Here is a 17,187-nt window from a genome sequence, read left to right as displayed (position 1 = left end):
AAAAAAGAGAATGTCAACCATTTAATTTAAAGGTACGTACCTTTCTAATTAAGCACGGTAAAAGTGTTGTAGCGCATGAATTTATAATGCAACCGCATATGGGAAAATTCAATTGGTGTCCCTCGATCCATGAAGAAAATACCCTCCATCGTACCGACCGGTTCATTAGGTTTTAATTGTAAAAGTTCTTGATCTTGCGCCGTAGAAACATCCGCTGAAATTGTTAAAAAAGACCGAGTTACAGCAATATTACGTGATTCCTGCAAATAATTGTATAACGACCCTGACACAATATCTTCTGTCAAATCTGGAACGAGCTTCACTGGAACGAAGCCATCTTCAATCATGAATGGCTGGGTGCCAAAAGACCGCAACCGTTTAATTTCATAAACAAACTCACCTGGTTCCAGAAATAATGCCTGCTGAACTTCTTCAGTCGCTTTGACCACATTCAAGTCCAACACACGAATATCGGGACGCTCCCCATCTTTTTGAAAAGTATCCGTCACCCCAACATTATCGCCAGAAAAATTAAACAGCGGTCGATTTTTTAAATAAAGTGGGTTCACAAATGTCCCCGAACCTTGTTTTTGAAAAACTACGCCACGTTGAATCAGCACATTCATTGCCTTTTTGATACTACTTCGACTTACATTAAATTCTTCAGCTAAAATACGTTCGTTTGGTAATTTCAAATCAGTATATTCATTAGCATCGATACTTTTTTGCAATTTATTGATCACACGTTGATAAACTAAGTCAGCCACAGTGCCCTCCTCTAAGCAAAGTCATAATATTATTAAACCACAAAACAAAAAATTATTTCTGCCTAATAATATTCAGTTTGTCAAGGTACTGCAAGCTATAAGCTAGTCACCACCAACTTTCTGACGCTAAAGTTCAGCGCTTTCACCAATGGTACCACGCCTTTTTCCTTTTTAATATAATTTCGACTTTTCTTCTAATTTGTTTTTATTTTTAAACATATTTGAAAATTTAAAAGCATGCAAAACTGATGATTGGCACATAGGGACATAACGTAATAAGCGCGGTACAGGGATCGAATACGAACCAAGAATGATGTACTAAAAAGCCCGGCAACAAATGATACTAGTTGCGCCGCGCTTTACTTAAGTTAGATTAATATAAGTCTGGTCGTCTATCCGCAAATACTGGGATTTCGCCCCGAACACTAGTGATTTGGTCTAGGTCAATCGTTACGGTCTTGAGAGCTTCAGTGTCACCAAGTTCAGAAAGCACATTGCCTAGTGGATCGTAAACTACTGAGTGCCCAGCAAAATGATTATCAGGATCATCGCCGACACGATTCACACCAATGACAAAGCTTTGATTTTCGATTGCCCGAGCAGCCAACAACTGTAACCACTGCTGGGTGCGTTGTTCAGGCCACTCAGCTGGTACGAAAATCAATTCGCTGCCAGCTGCACTTAATTTGCGTAACCATTCAGGAAAACGAATATCATAACAAATCACATTGGTGGCCGGTACCGTCTTGACTGTAAAATGACTCATTTGGTTGCCCGCTTGTAAGTACTGGTCTTCGTGCATTAAACCAAATAAATGTACTTTTCGATAAGTACTTAACAGCTGCCCCTGGTCATCAAAGACATAGGTCGTGTTATAAAAATGACCATCATGGGAAACAGCTACCGAGCCACCAAGGATATAGATATGATACTGTTGCGCTAATTGAGCCAATAATTGCTGTGCGGTCGTCCCTTCTGAATCAGCGATCTCGTCAAACCGCGTCAAATCATATCCTGTATCCCAAAGTTCTGGGAACACCACAATGTCTGCCCGCTGTTTTGCAGCTTGCGCCACAAACTTTTTGACTTTTGCTCGATTATCCGCAGGCTGACCAAAAGCAATCGCCATTTGCGCAATTGCGATCGTTAATTTAGGCATTGGCATACCATCCCTTCAACATTGAGTCCTAATACCCAGCATAAATAAATCTAAAAACGCGTTTGCCCGCTAGTGACACCAGCATTTTCATCAACCTTAGGTAATACCGAAATATCCACGTCATGTTGGGTATTCTTTTCAATATAAGCTTTAGCTTCATTTTGAGTTGTCAAAATACTATCTACGGGTGTTTGAACATTCATTAATTGATCCACGATCTCTGTGTGTTCTTCATAGTTGGACAATACAGGTATAACTTCTACCGTTAAATTTTTCAAAGCTAATAAAGGCTGATACAGCGGTGAATCCACTGAAATCAGAATGGTGGTATTGCCATTGAATACTTTGTTCGTTAACCACCATAAAGTCAGCTCAAGTTCGGAATTAAATACCGAAACTAGAACGTTCGAACGACTAAGCAGCTGAATATAAGGTTCATTATCTTGATAACTCTTGATCAAAACTAACGAGCCATCTGTCCGATAGAAGTTTTCACGAATGACGCGCTTGCTATTGACTTGATCAAAATATTGCGTTGCGGAAATGGCCCCATTAGCATCAAAAATATCCCGACTAATAACGGTATTATCACGAAAATGCTCGATCACATGAATCTGGTGGTCATTTTGATAATAAATGGCCATCAATAATTGTTGATCTTGATCGTAGACCTTATCTGCATTATTTTCTGGATCATGCACCGTACTCATATTTGCGGTCATTGGAACGTCCACTTTTGCCTGTTTTGCTAAATTTCGGTTAAATTCTTGCAGATCTTGATATTTGTTGATTACTTTGGTGCTGCGCGTCATTAATCCCTGGGTGTTCAATTGCTTGACGACACTGCTCAATTGGTCATTATAGTCGGTTGAGATATGCCCCAGTGGCATCTGCATATCATCGAATAATTTGCGCAATTGCATCAAAACGCCTTTTTGAATCGTATCCGTGTTTAAATTCAAACTATCATCTAGCAAGAAATAGGAACGCCGCTTATTAAAGAAGACATGGTTGGCAATTTTTTTCGTTCCAAACCATTTGATCAAGCCATCATTAACTTCATCGATCTGTGATTGAATCTTTTGTGCCGGGTCCCCTGTATTTGCTGGACTATTGATCACTGTTAAACCTTGTTGACGCAAGTCGTGCTTCAAGAAACTGCGTTGATCTAATAGCTCCTGTTTCAATTGGTCCTTTAAGCGGCTCTCCTGTCCTTGTAGATCAACCAAATTACGTTGTGTTTGTTTCCACGGTGAGCGCGCTTGACCGTCACTATAATTACCGATTGACTGTGTCTCAGCCGCTGTTTCAATTGGTGTGCGGTTATCGTTGGTTACTGTATTTGCGCTTGGTTTCACTGCTGCATCTGAATTTTGCGTTGCTGCTGGCATCGACCGCGACTGAGCCATATTTGGTGATTCATTCAAGTTAGATGCCGTAGTATCGTAAGCTTGGGCGTTATTATCCACGCGCGGTGTTTGCTGTGGTAAAGCTACCCTCGGCCTTTCTGAATCGGCATCTTCATAATAATTAGGGTAACGATTCATTTGCGTTGAATTAGCCGATGTCTGTGGCGCATTGGTCGTTGATGCATCAAACTGGCGACTGCCAAATAAACCACCAGATTTGGTTGCTGTATTTGTTGATTGTTGATTGGTTTGATTATAATTTTGTGTTGCCGGCTGATTTGGCTGTAGCGGTGCTACATTACGTTTATTCTGTGATCCACGACCATCTTGTTGCGGTTGATTGCTGTTTGTATTCCCGAAAAGTGCCATAGCTGTCGTCTCCCATGAATTCATTCTTAAGTTTGCGCTAGGTTAATTTTAACAAACTTTTAAGATATATGTTTTTCATTTTAGTAAGAAAAACTTTCTAATTTAGCAATCGTTGCCACCAATGCCGTTTTTTCTCGGCAGGTAATTGCATATCAGCTAAGGTTCGCGGCTGTTTTGGCTGCTGTTCGATCGCCTCATCCGCTTTTTCGGCTGCCTGTAATGGGTCAGCCTGCCATTCACTGTCCCCGGCTGTCTGATTAGAAACAGATGTATTTGAATTGTCAGCTTTCACTTTTTGTGAGCCATGCTGCTTATAACTTAAATCAAGCGGTGTCTCATAGTCATACGCATCTTGACCCTGACCAACAGGTAACTGTTTTAAAATTTCTGCATTTTGCGCTTGAATCGTTTCGAGTTGTTTTTGTAATGCTTCGATCGATGCCTTTTGGGTCGTGATCGTCTCTTGCATGCTCTGCATCATATGTACAAACTGGGCAATTGGTGCTGCTTCTGTTTGCTCAGCCTTCTTGGTAATAACTGCTGCTTTTTCCGCAGCTTCACCGGGTTTATCAGTTGAAGAAATTGCGTAAAGTTGATTGACTGCATCTTTTAAAGTTAAATCTGGATGTTTGCTTAATTTGATCAATTGTTTTAATTGTTGAATATCGGTCTCACGATATAAGCGCATATTTTGCTGGTTGCGTTCAAAATAAGTCGCCTTAGTTGCGTTTTCAATCAAAAGTGAATATTTACGTAATGTCGGAACACTGACACCAATTATTTTTGCAGCCTGTCCAGGTGTCTTGTACTCCTCAAAATCTAAATCTTGGGACATCTGATTTCCTCCTAAGGATTACCGTTATACTGCCATTATAATCGGCGTTATAACGTGCTTCAAGCGTGAATCTCAGATCTCGTGGCTAAATAATAAATTTTATTGTATTATAAATGATAATTCTTTTTTCTATTATCTATTACCTGATTATCCTACTTAAATAATACTTTTTATCACGAAACTTCGTTATAATTAAACTAGTTAATGCTTTTAAAAGGGAGTGCAGGAAAATGTCAGTACATAAACCTTATTTATATTCGATTGCGATTTTAGGCATGCTTGGAATAACTTTAAGTGCTACTGTACCAGCAAACGCAGCGACTGACAGTTCAACTGATAGCACCACACAACCAGTTGCGCCAGCCAGTGACTATACAACGGCGGAACAACAAAAAATCAATACACTACGGGAACAATATCAGCAACTTGATCAAACCCCATATAGTACGGAAACGATTTATGCTTCACCGACAAATTTATATAACTATCCTTTTCGAGTGGGGACGATCAAAAATAATTATATCCAGTCATCAACCCAGTGGATCAATTATTATCGGGAACTCGTGGGTCTGCCAAAGGTCACAGCAACAAATGGGGACAACGCCTCTGCTCAATTAGGGGCAAGTGTTATGGCTGGTATCAGTGCCAACCCAATGCTATCCCAACACAGTTTAGCTAATTCACTCAAACCGGCTTTTATACCCACTAAGACTTGGCAAAAAGCGCAATATATTACAAACATCAGTAATCTATACTTCCGTGCTGGTGAGGAGACGGCTGGCGACGCGATCACGGGATTGATTGCGGATAACAACAACATTGATGGCAATGATACTGGTCACCGGGCTTGGGTCTTATCACCTTATTTACAAACTATTGGTATTGGTGCTGCTTATGGACAAAATGACTGGAAATATATGGATATGCTTGTGGCTGATCCTGGGCAACTAACGAATCGAGCTGAAAAAGATGTCGTGACTTATCCAAGTGCCGGTGTATTCCCAATTGAAGAACTACAAAGTGAGCAGGACACTGCCCATAGTAAGCAAATTCCTTGGTCGATTTATTTTGCCGACGCCCAACAAACCTCAGGTACTCCAACTGTTACAATCAAAGATGATACTACCAACAAGTCTGTGACAGCCGCCGATGTGATGGATGCTAGCTCAAGTCAATATGGGAATTATGCATCGATTTATACATTTACGCCAAAAGGTTTGGCACTGGTCAAAAACCACCAATATACCGTAAAGGTCACTGGCTTGGCAAACTATCCTGAGGGTTACAGCTACTCAGTTAAGCTGTTCAGTATTCGTGATCAAACTCCTCAAAAAAGTACCAAAGCGCTCAAACAAATCGATGTTCCTGAAACGGGCGCCCTTACGATCAAATCAGCACCAGATGGTCAAACCCAGTTATTAAGCGCGCCGATTTACTACCGTGGCCTTAATAAATACGTCAAGAACGGGACAAGTTGGCGCTATTTTGGTAAAACATTCATTAACGGCCAGTACTTTTATGATTTAGGTAATAACGAATGGGTCAATGGTCGTTTTACTGAAATCAGTAATAGCCCGAAGCAAGGTACGTTAACCATTGACACAGCACCTAATAGTCAAGTCATTGGCTATAGCTCCCCTTACTATGACCAACAACCAACTGGTCGGGCCTTCAAGAATGCCTCTGCTTGGAAATACACACAAGTTGTTAATATTGGTGGCATCAACTGGTATAATTTAGGTGGCGGCCAATGGCTTTCAGCTGCTGACGTAAGCATCATTAATTAATAAACTTGGAAGTGAGACATACTGTGGACGATGGCCAGCTAATCAACAATATCATTATTATTCTAGTCACCTTTATCATCGCTGCCTTTTTCGTGGCAGCTGAGTTTGCACTGGTACAAACGCGTGTCAGTCAGCTTGAAGATCGTATCAAGAATAAAAATGGTAATGGTCGTAAATTAAAAAATGCATTACACATGGTGCGTAATCTAAATGAGTACTTATCAACCACTCAAGTTGGTACCAGTATGACGGGAATCATCCTTGGTTGGATCGGTGAAGATACCTTGCGTACACTACTCGTAGAGCTTTTCGGCTGGACGCATCTGCTCAGTGGCCGTAGCTTGAATTTTGTCGGTGCTATTTTGGGTGTCGCTTTATTGACTTATCTAGAAGTGGTCTTAACCGAAATCGTACCAAAAAATATTAGTATTGATATGCCAATTCGCGTGTTAATGCTTGTTGTAACACCACTTAGAATTTTCCATACGGTATTTTATCCCTTTGTTTGGTTATTGAATAAATCAGCCTTGAATATTGTTAAACTGATCGGCTTCAAGCCAGCAGACGAAGAAAATGAAGTTTTTTCCCAATCTGAGATTTTACGTTTAACGCAACTATCCGTTACCAGTGGTGAAATGGATCAAAATGATTATCTTTACATGCAGCGGGCCTTTGACTTGAACGATAAAGTTGCGAAAGATATCATGGTGGATCGAACGAGCTTGTACGTCGTGGACATTACCGATACGGTTGATGATGTGATTAAGGACTACCTGCAGCAGGGTTATAGCCGTTTTCCTGTTGTCGCTGATAACGATAAGGACCGCATCTTGGGTTATGTTTATGCCTATGATTTGGTACGCCAAGACCAAGTGGACGGTCACATTGGCATTAGTCGGTTATTACGTTCGATCATTACGGTACCTGAAAGTATGCCAATTCAAGACATTCTCAATCAAATGATCAAGCGACAAACGCCGATCGTTGTGGTTGTTGATGAATATGGCGGCACTAGTGGCATCGTCACAGATAAAGACATCTATGAAGAATTATTTGGCACTGTTAAAGATGAAATCGACGATGTCTCTGACGAATATATTGTCAAACAACACGACGGCGCCTTTAAAGTCAGTGGAAAAACCACTCTGTACGACTTTGAACGTTACTTCCACAGTCGCATCCCTGAATTTCAAACCTCAGACGTGACGACCGTTGCCGGCTATATTATTGATAATTATCAAAACTTAGACCAAAACAGCATTATTGACATTGGCCGCTTTCAATTCAAAGTTTTAGAATATGAACATGCCTACGTCAATTGGTTTCAAGTCAAAGTTGCCGATGAGCCCTTTCATGATGAAGGTGCCCTTCAACTTAAAGAAGATGACAGTGACCATCAAGGAGAGTGAGACAAAAGGCGCTCAGTACCTGAGCACTAACAAGAATTGCGAAAAATGGTGTGCTTTCCATTTGAGCCATTCATTGTTAGGTGAGGGTGCTGCCTTTTGGAACACGTTTAAGATAAAATTGTTCGCAAAACAGATAGGTGGCCGTAGACAAAACCAATATTTTGTCTACGGCCACCTATTTTTTAGTGCGCCCGGCATGGGCGCTAACTTGGTGGTGAAAGTCCACTATAGACCGTAGTAGTCGGAACTATTAGTTGAGGACAAGGGTGTCCACCGTGAGGTGGAATCTGAAGGAAGTCTAAAGCAAAGTGCTGAACCAATGAACAAGAAGTGGCTATAAGGCTGTTTGCAGTGGATAAGGTTGCTAAACAAACTGAAGTCCCATACTACTCGAAACTGTACGCAGTAAAGCCAATGGTTACATGGCACGAAAGTTAGCGTTCTTACCCGGGGAGGTCTGTATCATACGTTCCCGACAAGAGAAACGGAAAGTTTCACAGGTACAAACTAGGCAGTGATGTCTAGCTGAATGATACAGAAGTCAGCCGAGGCCATAATAGTTGTCCTTTGGACAACGAAGGGCCGAACTTTAACAATTCTCGTCAAAATTGGAGGTAGAAATCATGCAACAATCGCAGAAAACAGAACCATGTTCTGGTCACCGGCGGCATGGTAGACCTGGAAGGTCAAGAGGCAACCCGGGGCGCGTAGTGTGATTTCCGGTGAAGATAAGATGTGGAATGGCGTTTCATTTCAAGATTTAGTTTTGTCCCGAGATAATTTGAATCAAGCTTACCTTAAAGTCAGAAGCAACAAGGGTGCAGCGGGTATTGACGGTCTAACTGTCGATGAGCTGTTGCCTTATCTGAAACAACATCGTGATGAGCTAATCGCATCACTGCGTGATGGCAGTTATCAACCATTACCAGTTAAACGAGTCGAGATTCCAAAACCGGACGGCTCCAAGCGCAAGCTCGGGATTCCAACGGTGGTCGATCGACTTGTTCAGCAAGCAGTCGCTCAAGTGATGTCGCCAAGGTTTGAAAAGATATTCTCGGATAGCAGTTTTGGTTTCCGACCCAATCGAAGTGCTCATGATGCCATCAAACGGGTCATAGCGCTGTATGACCAAGGTTATCACTATGTGATCGACCTTGACCTTAAGGCATATTTCGACACGGTCAATCATGATTTACTGATGAAATTTGTCGGCCAATATATCGATGATTCCTGGCTATTAAGACTTATTCGTAAGTTCTTAACGAGTGGGGTTATGAATGGTGGTCTGTTTGAGAAATCAGCTCAAGGCACGCCGCAAGGTGGAAATATCTCGCCATTATTGGCGAATATCTACCTTAATGAGTTGGATAAGCTGCTCATGGCCAGAGGCCATCAGTTTGTGCGCTATGCGGATGATTGTAATATCTACGTCAAAAGTAAGCGCGCAGGCTACCGCGTACTGGCCAATGTGACCAAGTTATTGGAGAAAGACTTGAAGTTAACAGTCAACCAAAAGAAAACTCATGTCGGGTCGCCCTTGAGATTGAAATTTTTAGGGTTCGCTTTAGGTGTGAGTAAAGGCAAAGCATATGCCCGGCCGCACAAAGTTGCCAAAGAACGTATCAAACAGGCCCTAAAGCTAATCACCAAACGGAACCGCGGTGTTAGTCTAGACACTGTCCTTAAAGAGATCAAGCGTAAAATGCGAGGCTGGTTACGATACTATAGTATTGGCCGCATGAAGGGCTTTCTTAAAGCGCTAGACACATGGTTGCGCACGAGGATCCGGCAGTATATCTGGAAATCATGGAAGAAAATCAAAACGAAGTTCCGAAATCTTAGAAAGTTAGGGGAATCGGTGTCAGAAGCACGAATATTTTCTAATACCCGTAAAGGGTATTGGCATACTGCACATACCGGTGTACTGAAATATACTCTAACAAACGAAAGACTGGAACGCCGTGGACTTATCAATCTGTCCACAACGTACCAGTCTATTCAGAAACGCTTAAGTTATTGAACCGCCGTATACGGAACCGTACGTACGGTGGTGTGAGAGGCCGACCCGTTAGGGTCTCCTACTCGATTACTATAACCACTTGTTTTTACGGGCCAAGTTTAGTGCTTCCATCCGATTGTGAACGCCTAACTTACTGATAATTGCTGACATATAATTCCGTACAGTCCCATCAGACAAAAATAACTTTGCGGCAACTGCTTTCGTGGCCTGTCCTGAGGCGGCTGCCTGCAAAACTTCCATTTCTCGCTGAGAAAGTGGATTCTCTGTCTTAGTGAACATATTTTTGACCAATTCTGCATCATAAACAGTTTCACCTTGCATTACTTTACGAATCGTTGCCATTAATTCATCACTTGGCTTATCCTTTAACAAATAGCCTGAAATATCGGCAGCTACTGCCCGTTTAAAATAACTAGTTTGTGCAAAAGTCGTTAAAATAATCACTTTAGTTTTTAATTGATGTTGAAAAACCTGTTCAGCCACATCTAAACCGGTCATTTTAGGCATTTCAATGTCCAGGATCGCCACATCCGGCTGCTTAGCTTGAATAAATTGCCAAGCAGTTTGCCCATCCGCAAACGTCGCCACCACTTCAAAATCATCTTCCAAATTGATCAACGCCGCTAATGCGGTATTTAACATACTCTGATCTTCAGCTAACACGATTTGTACCATGATCTTTGGCCGCCCCTATATCCTTAGGAATACTTACAGTAATTATTGTACCATGATGCGCCCCATCAATCTCACAATCACCATTGAGTTGGGCCACCCGCTGTTGTATTCCCCGAAGGCCATTAGCGCCTTGACGAATTTCCATTGGCTTGAACCCACGACCATTATCTTGAATACGCCAATAAAAATCAGTAGCTCTGGTTTCAAAAACAATTTGGCAGCGTTTGCCATGACTGTAGCGAATGATATTCGTCACGGCCTCCTTAATGACTGCCGCACTCAGTTGTTGGACTTTATTAGGCCAACCAGCGACCACCTCTATTCCTTGTGTCTCAAGATAAATACCTGCATCCGTCAAATTCTGTTCCTGTTTGACCAAGGTCATGCTTAATGATTCTTGGCGCAGATTATTGACAATATCTCTCACCAACTGTAAATTTTCCCGGGAAATATTTTTAATCTCCCCAATTTGCATTTGAGCAGCCTCTGTCTGTGCCTTAGTTAACAATTTGCCAGCCAGCTCTGCTTTTACAGTAATCATAGAGTAAGACTGCCCCAAGTTATCATGGAGATCACGAGCAATACGGCTGCGTTCTTCTGCTTGAGTCTGTAATCGGATATTAGCCTGCCGCAATTTACGGTTCTTTTGGGACATCACGGCAAAACCACGTGCTACTAGCGGACTACCGAAAATAAAAGCAACAGCCGTTAATAAATTCATTAAGTTATCGCCGAAAAATAAACTTTTATACCGAACAGCCATAATACCAATCGTGCCAAGTACGATGACATAATAAAATAGGACGTATTTACGAAACGTCTTGGCTTTCATTGACGTAAAACCGAACGTCCAGCCGCTGTAAATAAAAAGGTAAAGGTATCCGGCAAAGATCGAAAAATAAATATCGATCAGAATTTGTACGCCCCACCACCAAGGGGTACCGCGATTTGAGGTGTAGAGCAATCGATAAGATACTATAAAAACTAAAATTAGTGCAAAATGACCCCAATGCCTTATTGTCGTTAATGGCCAAAAACTAGGAATGATAAATATTAAATAAATCAGAAAAAAGTATGGCAGATTACCAACATACACTTTCGGAATTGAAATCTTGTTTAAAATTTGCTTCATACCTGACTCCGTTTTCGTGAATTTGTCAGAAAAATAATGACTACCACTAATAATACACTCCAAGCCAGAATATTGTAGATGTTCGGCATACCTACATTAGATTTATTTTGAAAAATACGCGTGATCATTTGATTGGCATGATAAGTGGGTAATAGTTTACCGATAGTTTGCATAAACTTCGGCAAACTGCTCAATGGCAGCCATAGGCCACTGACAATTGCCATAGGAAACACGATCAAATTAGCCAGCGCACTGGCGGTACTTGTTGTTTTAACCATCGATGTCAAAATACCAAGTATCATAATTGGCAAACTGGCTATCGATGTCATTGCAATGGATGCTGCAATTTGGCCTAACGATAGCGGCACTTGATTCACCAACATTGCGACAATGTCTAAGGCTAACAACGCCAATGCATTTAGTAAAATCATTGTTAAAATAATCGAACTATAATACCGTTTCTTGGAAAATGGTGTCACTGCAATGAACTGATCCATCCGCTGTTTATGGTCATCGATCAATGTATTAGACACCGTAAAAATTGAACTGATCAAAATACTATAAATGCTCATACTACCTAAATAGACTAAATACCAGTGCTGCGCTACCTGCGCGTTCATTTGTCCAACCATCACACGTGTAAATAACAGATAAAAACCAATGGGCATTCCTACCGCAAAAAATGAAAAGCCTAAGTTGCGGAGAATCAAACGTTTGATATTGATCGTCATTTGCGTTAAAAAACTAGTCATCTTGAACATCTCCTTGGGTGTGGCTGACCGTTTGTTTGGTTAAATTGCCAAAAATGGCATTCAAAGAATCTGGCTGGATCGTAATATTACTTAGTTGGGTTAAAATCGGTGCCAATTGGCGTAAAGCCTGATCACTGTCGCTGGTTTTCAAACTAAACTGAAGGTCCTTTTCCTTTAAATTTACATCGGGTAGATATTCATAGATTTTAACTAAAGGTAAGTTGCTTTCAAAAGTTATCGTCCGCTTCGCATACTGCTGCTGTAACTCGGCTAATGTCCCATCAAATGAAAAAACACCATGCTGCAGGATCAATAAGCGGGAAACAATACCTTCCAACTCATCTAAGTAATGATTGGTGACCACAATCGTTTTCCCCTGTGCACGCATCTGCTCAATCTTTGACCAAAAATGCTGCCGACTATTCACATCCATCCCCACCGTAGGCTCATCCAAAAAAAGCAGATCAGGATCCCCGGCCATGGCTAACGCAAAGGTCAGACGTCGTTTCTGCCCACCAGATAATTTATCTGAAGTCATCGCTTGAACTGATGTTAGATCAGCCAGCTCAAGCAGCTCTTGATAGAGCAGCGGCTTTGCATAATAGCTTCGAACTAGTGTTAACAATTCTCTAACTTTAATACTTTCCATACTGACATTTTCTTGCAACATTGCGCCTAATTTTTGCTTATGTGACTCTTGTGCAGGCGCTTCTCCTAAGACTGAAACTTCACCTGAACTTGCTTGTAATAAGCCTAATAATAAATTGATGATGGTTGATTTGCCGGCACCATTTTCACCAATCAAGCCAACAATTTCACCCGGTTTCACTGTTAGATTGATATCTTTCAAAACCTGATGATTTCCAAACCGTTTGCTAACATTTTTTAGTTCGATCATTGTTTGCGTTTCATTTTTAATCATTACCGCTCACCTCTTATGACCTTAAGTATAGCCATCACCCCATCTGTAACCCAGTCACGCCTGTCAGTAAACCACATGACAAATGTCACAGAGCGCGAGAATCATCGGTAGTTTTTGAGCACCAACCTAGACTTACGCCGTGGGTGACCTATCCCACGAGTAAGGCGCAGTTGGGTGAGAAAACTGATGATTTGAGCGCGTTTAATCAGAGCGTGACAAAGGGCGATCAGCGACTGAGCACAAAAAAACAACGACAAAATTCCCATTCTGTCATTGCCCTCTTTTATACAAACTTTTTATTGAGCCGTTTCACTGATATTTTCTAAAACAACAGCCTCTTGCTGAACGGCGATGATTGGCTCTCCTGATTGCACGGTCTGCTTATCTGAGAATTCAACCTTCTCGTAATCTTTAGAATTCGTGATAATTGTCATCACAGTTGGATCCAATCCAGCGGCTTGAATCATCTTTTTATTGAACGTGCCTAAGAGCTGTCCCTTCTTAACTTGTTCACCTTGAGTGACTTTGATCGTAAACGGCTTACCCTTTAAGGAGACTGTATCTACCCCAATATGCACCAAAATTTCAATACCTGACTTCGTCACTAAACCGTAAGCATGCCCCGTGTCAGCAACGATCGATAATTGACCATCTTGAGGCGCATAAACGTTCACTTCTTCAACGTCGGGTGTTTGTATACCAACTCCAGCACCCATCATCCCTGATGAAAATACTGGATCACTGACTTTGCTTAATGCTAAGACTTGTCCGTCAACGGGAGCGTAAACCTTTTGATCGGAAACGTCCGATTTCACCGTAGCCATCATCTGTTTCTCGTTTTTATCAGGTACTAAAATTTCTTTAGGAATTGCAAAGGCATTTGTCGCGAGAAAGGCAACAATAACCGTTAAAATCGAAATAATCGTATAGAATAATAAGGCATGCCCGTTATAGATATACATCAGGTATGAAGGTAAAACAGCTAAACCATAAGAATTAGCTTGAACATGGAAAATGCTAAGAAACGCTGCGCCAACACCGGATGTTAAAACGGTTACAATTAATGATCTAAAATTGTAGCGGATCAGTACCCCGAATAAAGTGGGTTCAGAAACCCCGAATAATTGAGACATGAATGCGCCCATAGAAGTCGCTTTGGTCTTATTAGATTTAGCCCGTAAGAAGATAGCTAAAGCAACACCTAGGTTGGCAAACCCGTACATGGCTTCTAAAGTAATCAATGGATTGAACCCAGTGTTAGCCAACAATGATGTCTCGATCATAATCATCTTTTGATGAATCCCAATAAGTACCATCAACGGATAAGCCGCACCAACTAAGAAACCACCAATGCCAAACGGCAAGCCGATCAAAGCTTTAACGCCATCAACCATGCCAAGTTCGATCCAGTGAACCACGGGCCCGACACCTAAGATCATAATGATAAATGTGGTTAACATTGTTAGAAATGGCGTTAATATTTGTTCTAGCACATTCGGCATATGTTTCCGATAGAAAAGTTCTGACTTGGCGCCAATGAATCCGGCAACTAAAGCAGTCAATACAGAACCTTGACTACCAACAATCGGAATAACCCCAAATAAGTGAATGGCTTTTGCCGTGCCACCAGCAACAGAATAGGCATTTGGTAAAATTGGTGAGACCAACATTAAACCAATCACGATTCCGATAATTGGCGTCCCCTTGAAGTATCTAAAGGTAGACCAAACAATCAACGCTGGTAAAAAGGCAAAGACAGTATCCGTCAAAACAGATGTGATCTGTGTCAAACTAGCAGGAATTTGTGACGGTGTGGCACCAAATAATTTTAAAACTTGAGCATTCGTAAATGCCGACTTCAAGCCGAGAAACAACCCAGTCGCCGCAATCACTGGAATGATCGGAATAAAGATGCCCGATAACATAGCCATTAAGCGTTTGACCCAGGACTTCTCTTCAACTGCATTATTGTCTGTTGCAGTCTCGGTATCATCCTTGCCATAAATTGTATTGACCGCACCCATTTGATCGATCGTGGCATAGACATCATTGACCACACCCGTTCCGATGATCACTTGATACTGACCAGAGCCATAGAAAACGCCTTGCACATGGTCGATTTTTTCAATCGCTTTATCATCAATTTGTTTGCGATTCTTCACAACAAAACGTAATCTCGTTTGGCAATGCGTCAAAGAAACCACATTGTCACGGCCGACTTGGTCTAAAATGGCTTGTGCCATATCATGATAATCTTTTGTCATTTCTCATTCACCTCAACTAGAATTGCTTGATAGGGCTGTAACTGTATTTTTGTTTGATCCATTTGTAAAACTTTATAATTATTTAAATACACTTGCCGGACCATCCCATTAATAATTTGCATTTGATTTGATAGATTGACGAAAACGGCCAGGTTTGCGCCGCGGCGATAAGCAACCACATCCGCTGGTACCGTATCAATCGGGGCAAAATCACCATAGATCAAATCCTCAGACAGCTTTGAATGATTCCGCAAGTGAATCAATTGTCAGTAAAATTGATAAGTTGAATACGGATCATCCTTTTCGTTGGCATAATTGAATTGATCACAGTGCTGCGCTAAGCCGAGCCAAGGTTGATGTCCCTCGTTAAACCCAGCGTTGACCGTATTATCCCATTGAAAGGGCGTACGGGCATTGTCTCGGGAACGCTGGTTGACAAAACCAAGTGCGGCCGTTTTCGAGTAGCCTTCAGCCAACGCGCGAGCATAATTATTATGGCTAGAAACATCATCAAATTCAGCAATCGTCTGCCGTTTAGCATTGACCATCCCGAGCTCTTGGCCTTGATAAATGAAGGGTGTCCCACGTAATAAGAAATACAGCAGTGCTAAAGCAGTGGCACCAATCTGATTTTGATATTTTGGATCCTTAATATATTTAGAAACACTGCGTGGCTGATCATGATTCTCCAGAAAGTTTGCCCCCCAGCCCACTTTTTGAATGGCTAATTGGCTGCGAAATAATAATTGTTTGAATTCAGATACCGTCCAATGTGTTCGCTTGAACCATTCCGAACCAGACTCGATATCAACATCTGCATAATGAAAATCAAAAATCATAGAGAAATAGCCTTGTGGTCCAATGAACTGTGTAAGTTGTTCATAAGGCACACCGGATGCCTCACCCACCGTAATGGCATCATACTTATCAAATGTATTCACTCTTAATTCGTGCAATAATGCGGCGATGCCAGGTCGATTCTCAGCTTTGCGTTTAACTTTACCCAAGCCATCTTTACCATCTGGTGTGATATCAGCAAAATCTTGGTCCTTTTTGATAAAGGTAATCGCATCAATTCGAAAACCAGCTAAGCCTTTTGCCAGCCACCAATTGATCATTCGATATAATGCTTGTCGTAACTCAGGATTTTCCCAATTCAAGTCAGGTTGCTGGGGTGAAAAAACATGATGGTAATAAAGATTCTTTTCCCCAGGGAGTAAACTCCAAGCTGAACCGCTCTCGAAGTTAGATCGCCAATTATTCGGCGCATGACCATCTTTACCCGGCCGTAAAATATAGTAGTCTCGATATTTAGAGTTAGGGTCTTGAATTGCCTTTTGAAACCATTCATGTTGATCCGAGGTGTGATTGATCACCAAGTCCATAATAACTTTAATTCCCAATGCTTTAGCCTGGGCAAGTAATGCATCAAAATCAGCCATTGTTCCGAAACGAGGATTGATCTGCTGATAATCAGAGATATCATAACCATTATCAATCATTGGGGAACAGTAGATCGGTGATAGCCAAATCATTGTAATTCCTAAGTCGTGTAAATAAGATAATTTTGAAATAATCCCTTGCAAATCGCCAACGCCATCATTGTTACTATCTTTGAACGAGGCGGGATAAATTTGATAGATGACTTCTTTTTGCCACCATTTTTTCGTTGTGTCCATGTCTATCA

11 protein-coding genes and 2 pseudogenes are annotated in these 17,187 nt (G+C 41.5%); 3 read left to right on the top strand and 10 right to left on the bottom strand.

Going from position 1 to position 17,187, the window contains the following annotated elements; genetic code table 11:
* Window positions 1-44: 44 nt before the first annotated feature.
* The 4 genes from ACNAN0_RS00450 to ACNAN0_RS00435 all read right to left on the bottom strand — a co-directional run bounded on the left by ACNAN0_RS00450 (window position 45) and on the right by ACNAN0_RS00435 (window position 4,539).
* The gene (locus tag ACNAN0_RS00450) at window positions 45-767 is read right to left on the bottom strand and encodes a GntR family transcriptional regulator (RefSeq protein ID WP_416353545.1); all 723 of its coding nucleotides are present in this window, start codon (window positions 765-767) and stop codon (window positions 45-47) included.
* A gap of 373 nt (window positions 768-1,140) precedes the next feature.
* Window positions 1,141-1,932, bottom strand: coding sequence for a carbon-nitrogen family hydrolase (locus ACNAN0_RS00445; RefSeq protein ID WP_416353544.1), 792 nt, complete (start codon window positions 1,930-1,932; stop codon window positions 1,141-1,143).
* 44 nt (window positions 1,933-1,976) lie between these two features.
* Window positions 1,977-3,704 (bottom strand): hypothetical protein, encoded by a 1,728-nt coding sequence (locus ACNAN0_RS00440; protein WP_416353543.1) that lies wholly within the window; start codon window positions 3,702-3,704, stop codon window positions 1,977-1,979.
* 97 nt (window positions 3,705-3,801) lie between these two features.
* Window positions 3,802-4,539, bottom strand: coding sequence for a MerR family transcriptional regulator (locus ACNAN0_RS00435; protein WP_416353542.1), 738 nt, complete (start codon window positions 4,537-4,539; stop codon window positions 3,802-3,804).
* 230 nt (window positions 4,540-4,769) lie between these two features.
* Between ACNAN0_RS00435 and ACNAN0_RS00430 the strand changes: the two genes are divergently transcribed.
* The 3 genes and pseudogenes from ACNAN0_RS00430 to ltrA all read left to right on the top strand — a co-directional run bounded on the left by ACNAN0_RS00430 (window position 4,770) and on the right by ltrA (window position 9,755).
* The gene (locus ACNAN0_RS00430) at window positions 4,770-6,326 is read left to right on the top strand and encodes a CAP domain-containing protein (RefSeq protein ID WP_416353541.1); all 1,557 of its coding nucleotides are present in this window, start codon (window positions 4,770-4,772) and stop codon (window positions 6,324-6,326) included.
* A 23-nt stretch (window positions 6,327-6,349) separates the two neighbouring features.
* Window positions 6,350-7,735, top strand: a complete 1,386-nt coding sequence (locus tag ACNAN0_RS00425; RefSeq protein WP_230912880.1) for a hemolysin family protein — start codon at window positions 6,350-6,352, stop codon at window positions 7,733-7,735.
* A gap of 623 nt (window positions 7,736-8,358) precedes the next feature.
* A pseudogene (gene ltrA / locus ACNAN0_RS00420) lies at window positions 8,359-9,755 on the top strand (group II intron reverse transcriptase/maturase).
* Window positions 9,756-9,824: 69 nt separating this feature from the next.
* Here the strand turns inward: ltrA and ACNAN0_RS00415 are convergent.
* The 6 genes and pseudogenes from ACNAN0_RS00415 to ACNAN0_RS00390 form a co-directional block, all read right to left on the bottom strand.
* Window positions 9,825-10,430, bottom strand: coding sequence for a response regulator transcription factor (locus tag ACNAN0_RS00415; protein ID WP_230913400.1), 606 nt, complete (start codon window positions 10,428-10,430; stop codon window positions 9,825-9,827).
* Complete coding sequence (locus tag ACNAN0_RS00410) at window positions 10,408-11,562, bottom strand: sensor histidine kinase (RefSeq protein WP_416353540.1); 1,155 nt, start codon at window positions 11,560-11,562, stop codon at window positions 10,408-10,410. Before ACNAN0_RS00410 ends, ACNAN0_RS00415 begins: the two co-directional genes overlap by 23 nt.
* Window positions 11,559-12,314 carry an ABC transporter permease gene (locus ACNAN0_RS00405; protein ID WP_416353539.1) on the bottom strand — a complete coding sequence of 252 codons (756 nt, stop codon included), beginning with the start codon at window positions 12,312-12,314 and terminating at the stop codon, window positions 11,559-11,561. The genes ACNAN0_RS00410 and ACNAN0_RS00405 overlap by 4 nt, the downstream gene beginning before the upstream one ends.
* The gene (locus ACNAN0_RS00400) at window positions 12,307-13,236 is read right to left on the bottom strand and encodes an ABC transporter ATP-binding protein (protein ID WP_416353538.1); all 930 of its coding nucleotides are present in this window, start codon (window positions 13,234-13,236) and stop codon (window positions 12,307-12,309) included. Before ACNAN0_RS00400 ends, ACNAN0_RS00405 begins: the two co-directional genes overlap by 8 nt.
* Window positions 13,237-13,532: 296 nt before the next feature.
* Window positions 13,533-15,500, bottom strand: coding sequence for a glucose PTS transporter subunit IIA (locus ACNAN0_RS00395; protein WP_416353537.1), 1,968 nt, complete (start codon window positions 15,498-15,500; stop codon window positions 13,533-13,535).
* Window positions 15,497-17,185, bottom strand: a pseudogene (locus ACNAN0_RS00390) (alpha-glucosidase). The gene ACNAN0_RS00395 and the pseudogene ACNAN0_RS00390 overlap by 4 nt, the downstream one beginning before the upstream one ends.
* Window positions 17,186-17,187: the final 2 nt, after the last annotated feature.

Origin of the sequence: Agrilactobacillus fermenti (assembly GCF_047943045.1) — a bacterium.
Taxonomy (GTDB): Bacteria; Bacillota; Bacilli; order Lactobacillales; family Lactobacillaceae; genus Agrilactobacillus; species Agrilactobacillus fermenti.
This window is presented reverse-complemented; position numbering and strand designations above follow the sequence as displayed.

Excerpts from the sequence above, each read along its gene's own strand:
- ACNAN0_RS00440 (WP_416353543.1), bottom strand. The coding sequence starts at position 3,704 with ATGGCACTTTTCGGGAATACAAACAGCAATCAACCGCAACAAGATGGT.
- ACNAN0_RS00435 (WP_416353542.1), bottom strand. The coding sequence starts at position 4,539 with ATGTCCCAAGATTTAGATTTTGAGGAGTACAAGACACCTGGACAGGCT.
- ACNAN0_RS00445 (WP_416353544.1), bottom strand. The coding sequence starts at position 1,932 with ATGCCAATGCCTAAATTAACGATCGCAATTGCGCAAATGGCGATTGCT.
- ACNAN0_RS00430 (WP_416353541.1), top strand. The coding sequence starts at position 4,770 with ATGTCAGTACATAAACCTTATTTATATTCGATTGCGATTTTAGGCATG.
- ACNAN0_RS00400 (WP_416353538.1), bottom strand. The coding sequence starts at position 13,236 with ATGATTAAAAATGAAACGCAAACAATGATCGAACTAAAAAATGTTAGC.
- ACNAN0_RS00415 (WP_230913400.1), bottom strand. The coding sequence starts at position 10,430 with ATGGTACAAATCGTGTTAGCTGAAGATCAGAGTATGTTAAATACCGCA.
- ACNAN0_RS00410 (WP_416353540.1), bottom strand. The coding sequence starts at position 11,562 with ATGAAGCAAATTTTAAACAAGATTTCAATTCCGAAAGTGTATGTTGGT.
- ACNAN0_RS00395 (WP_416353537.1), bottom strand. The coding sequence starts at position 15,500 with ATGACAAAAGATTATCATGATATGGCACAAGCCATTTTAGACCAAGTC.
- ACNAN0_RS00405 (WP_416353539.1), bottom strand. The coding sequence starts at position 12,314 with ATGACTAGTTTTTTAACGCAAATGACGATCAATATCAAACGTTTGATT.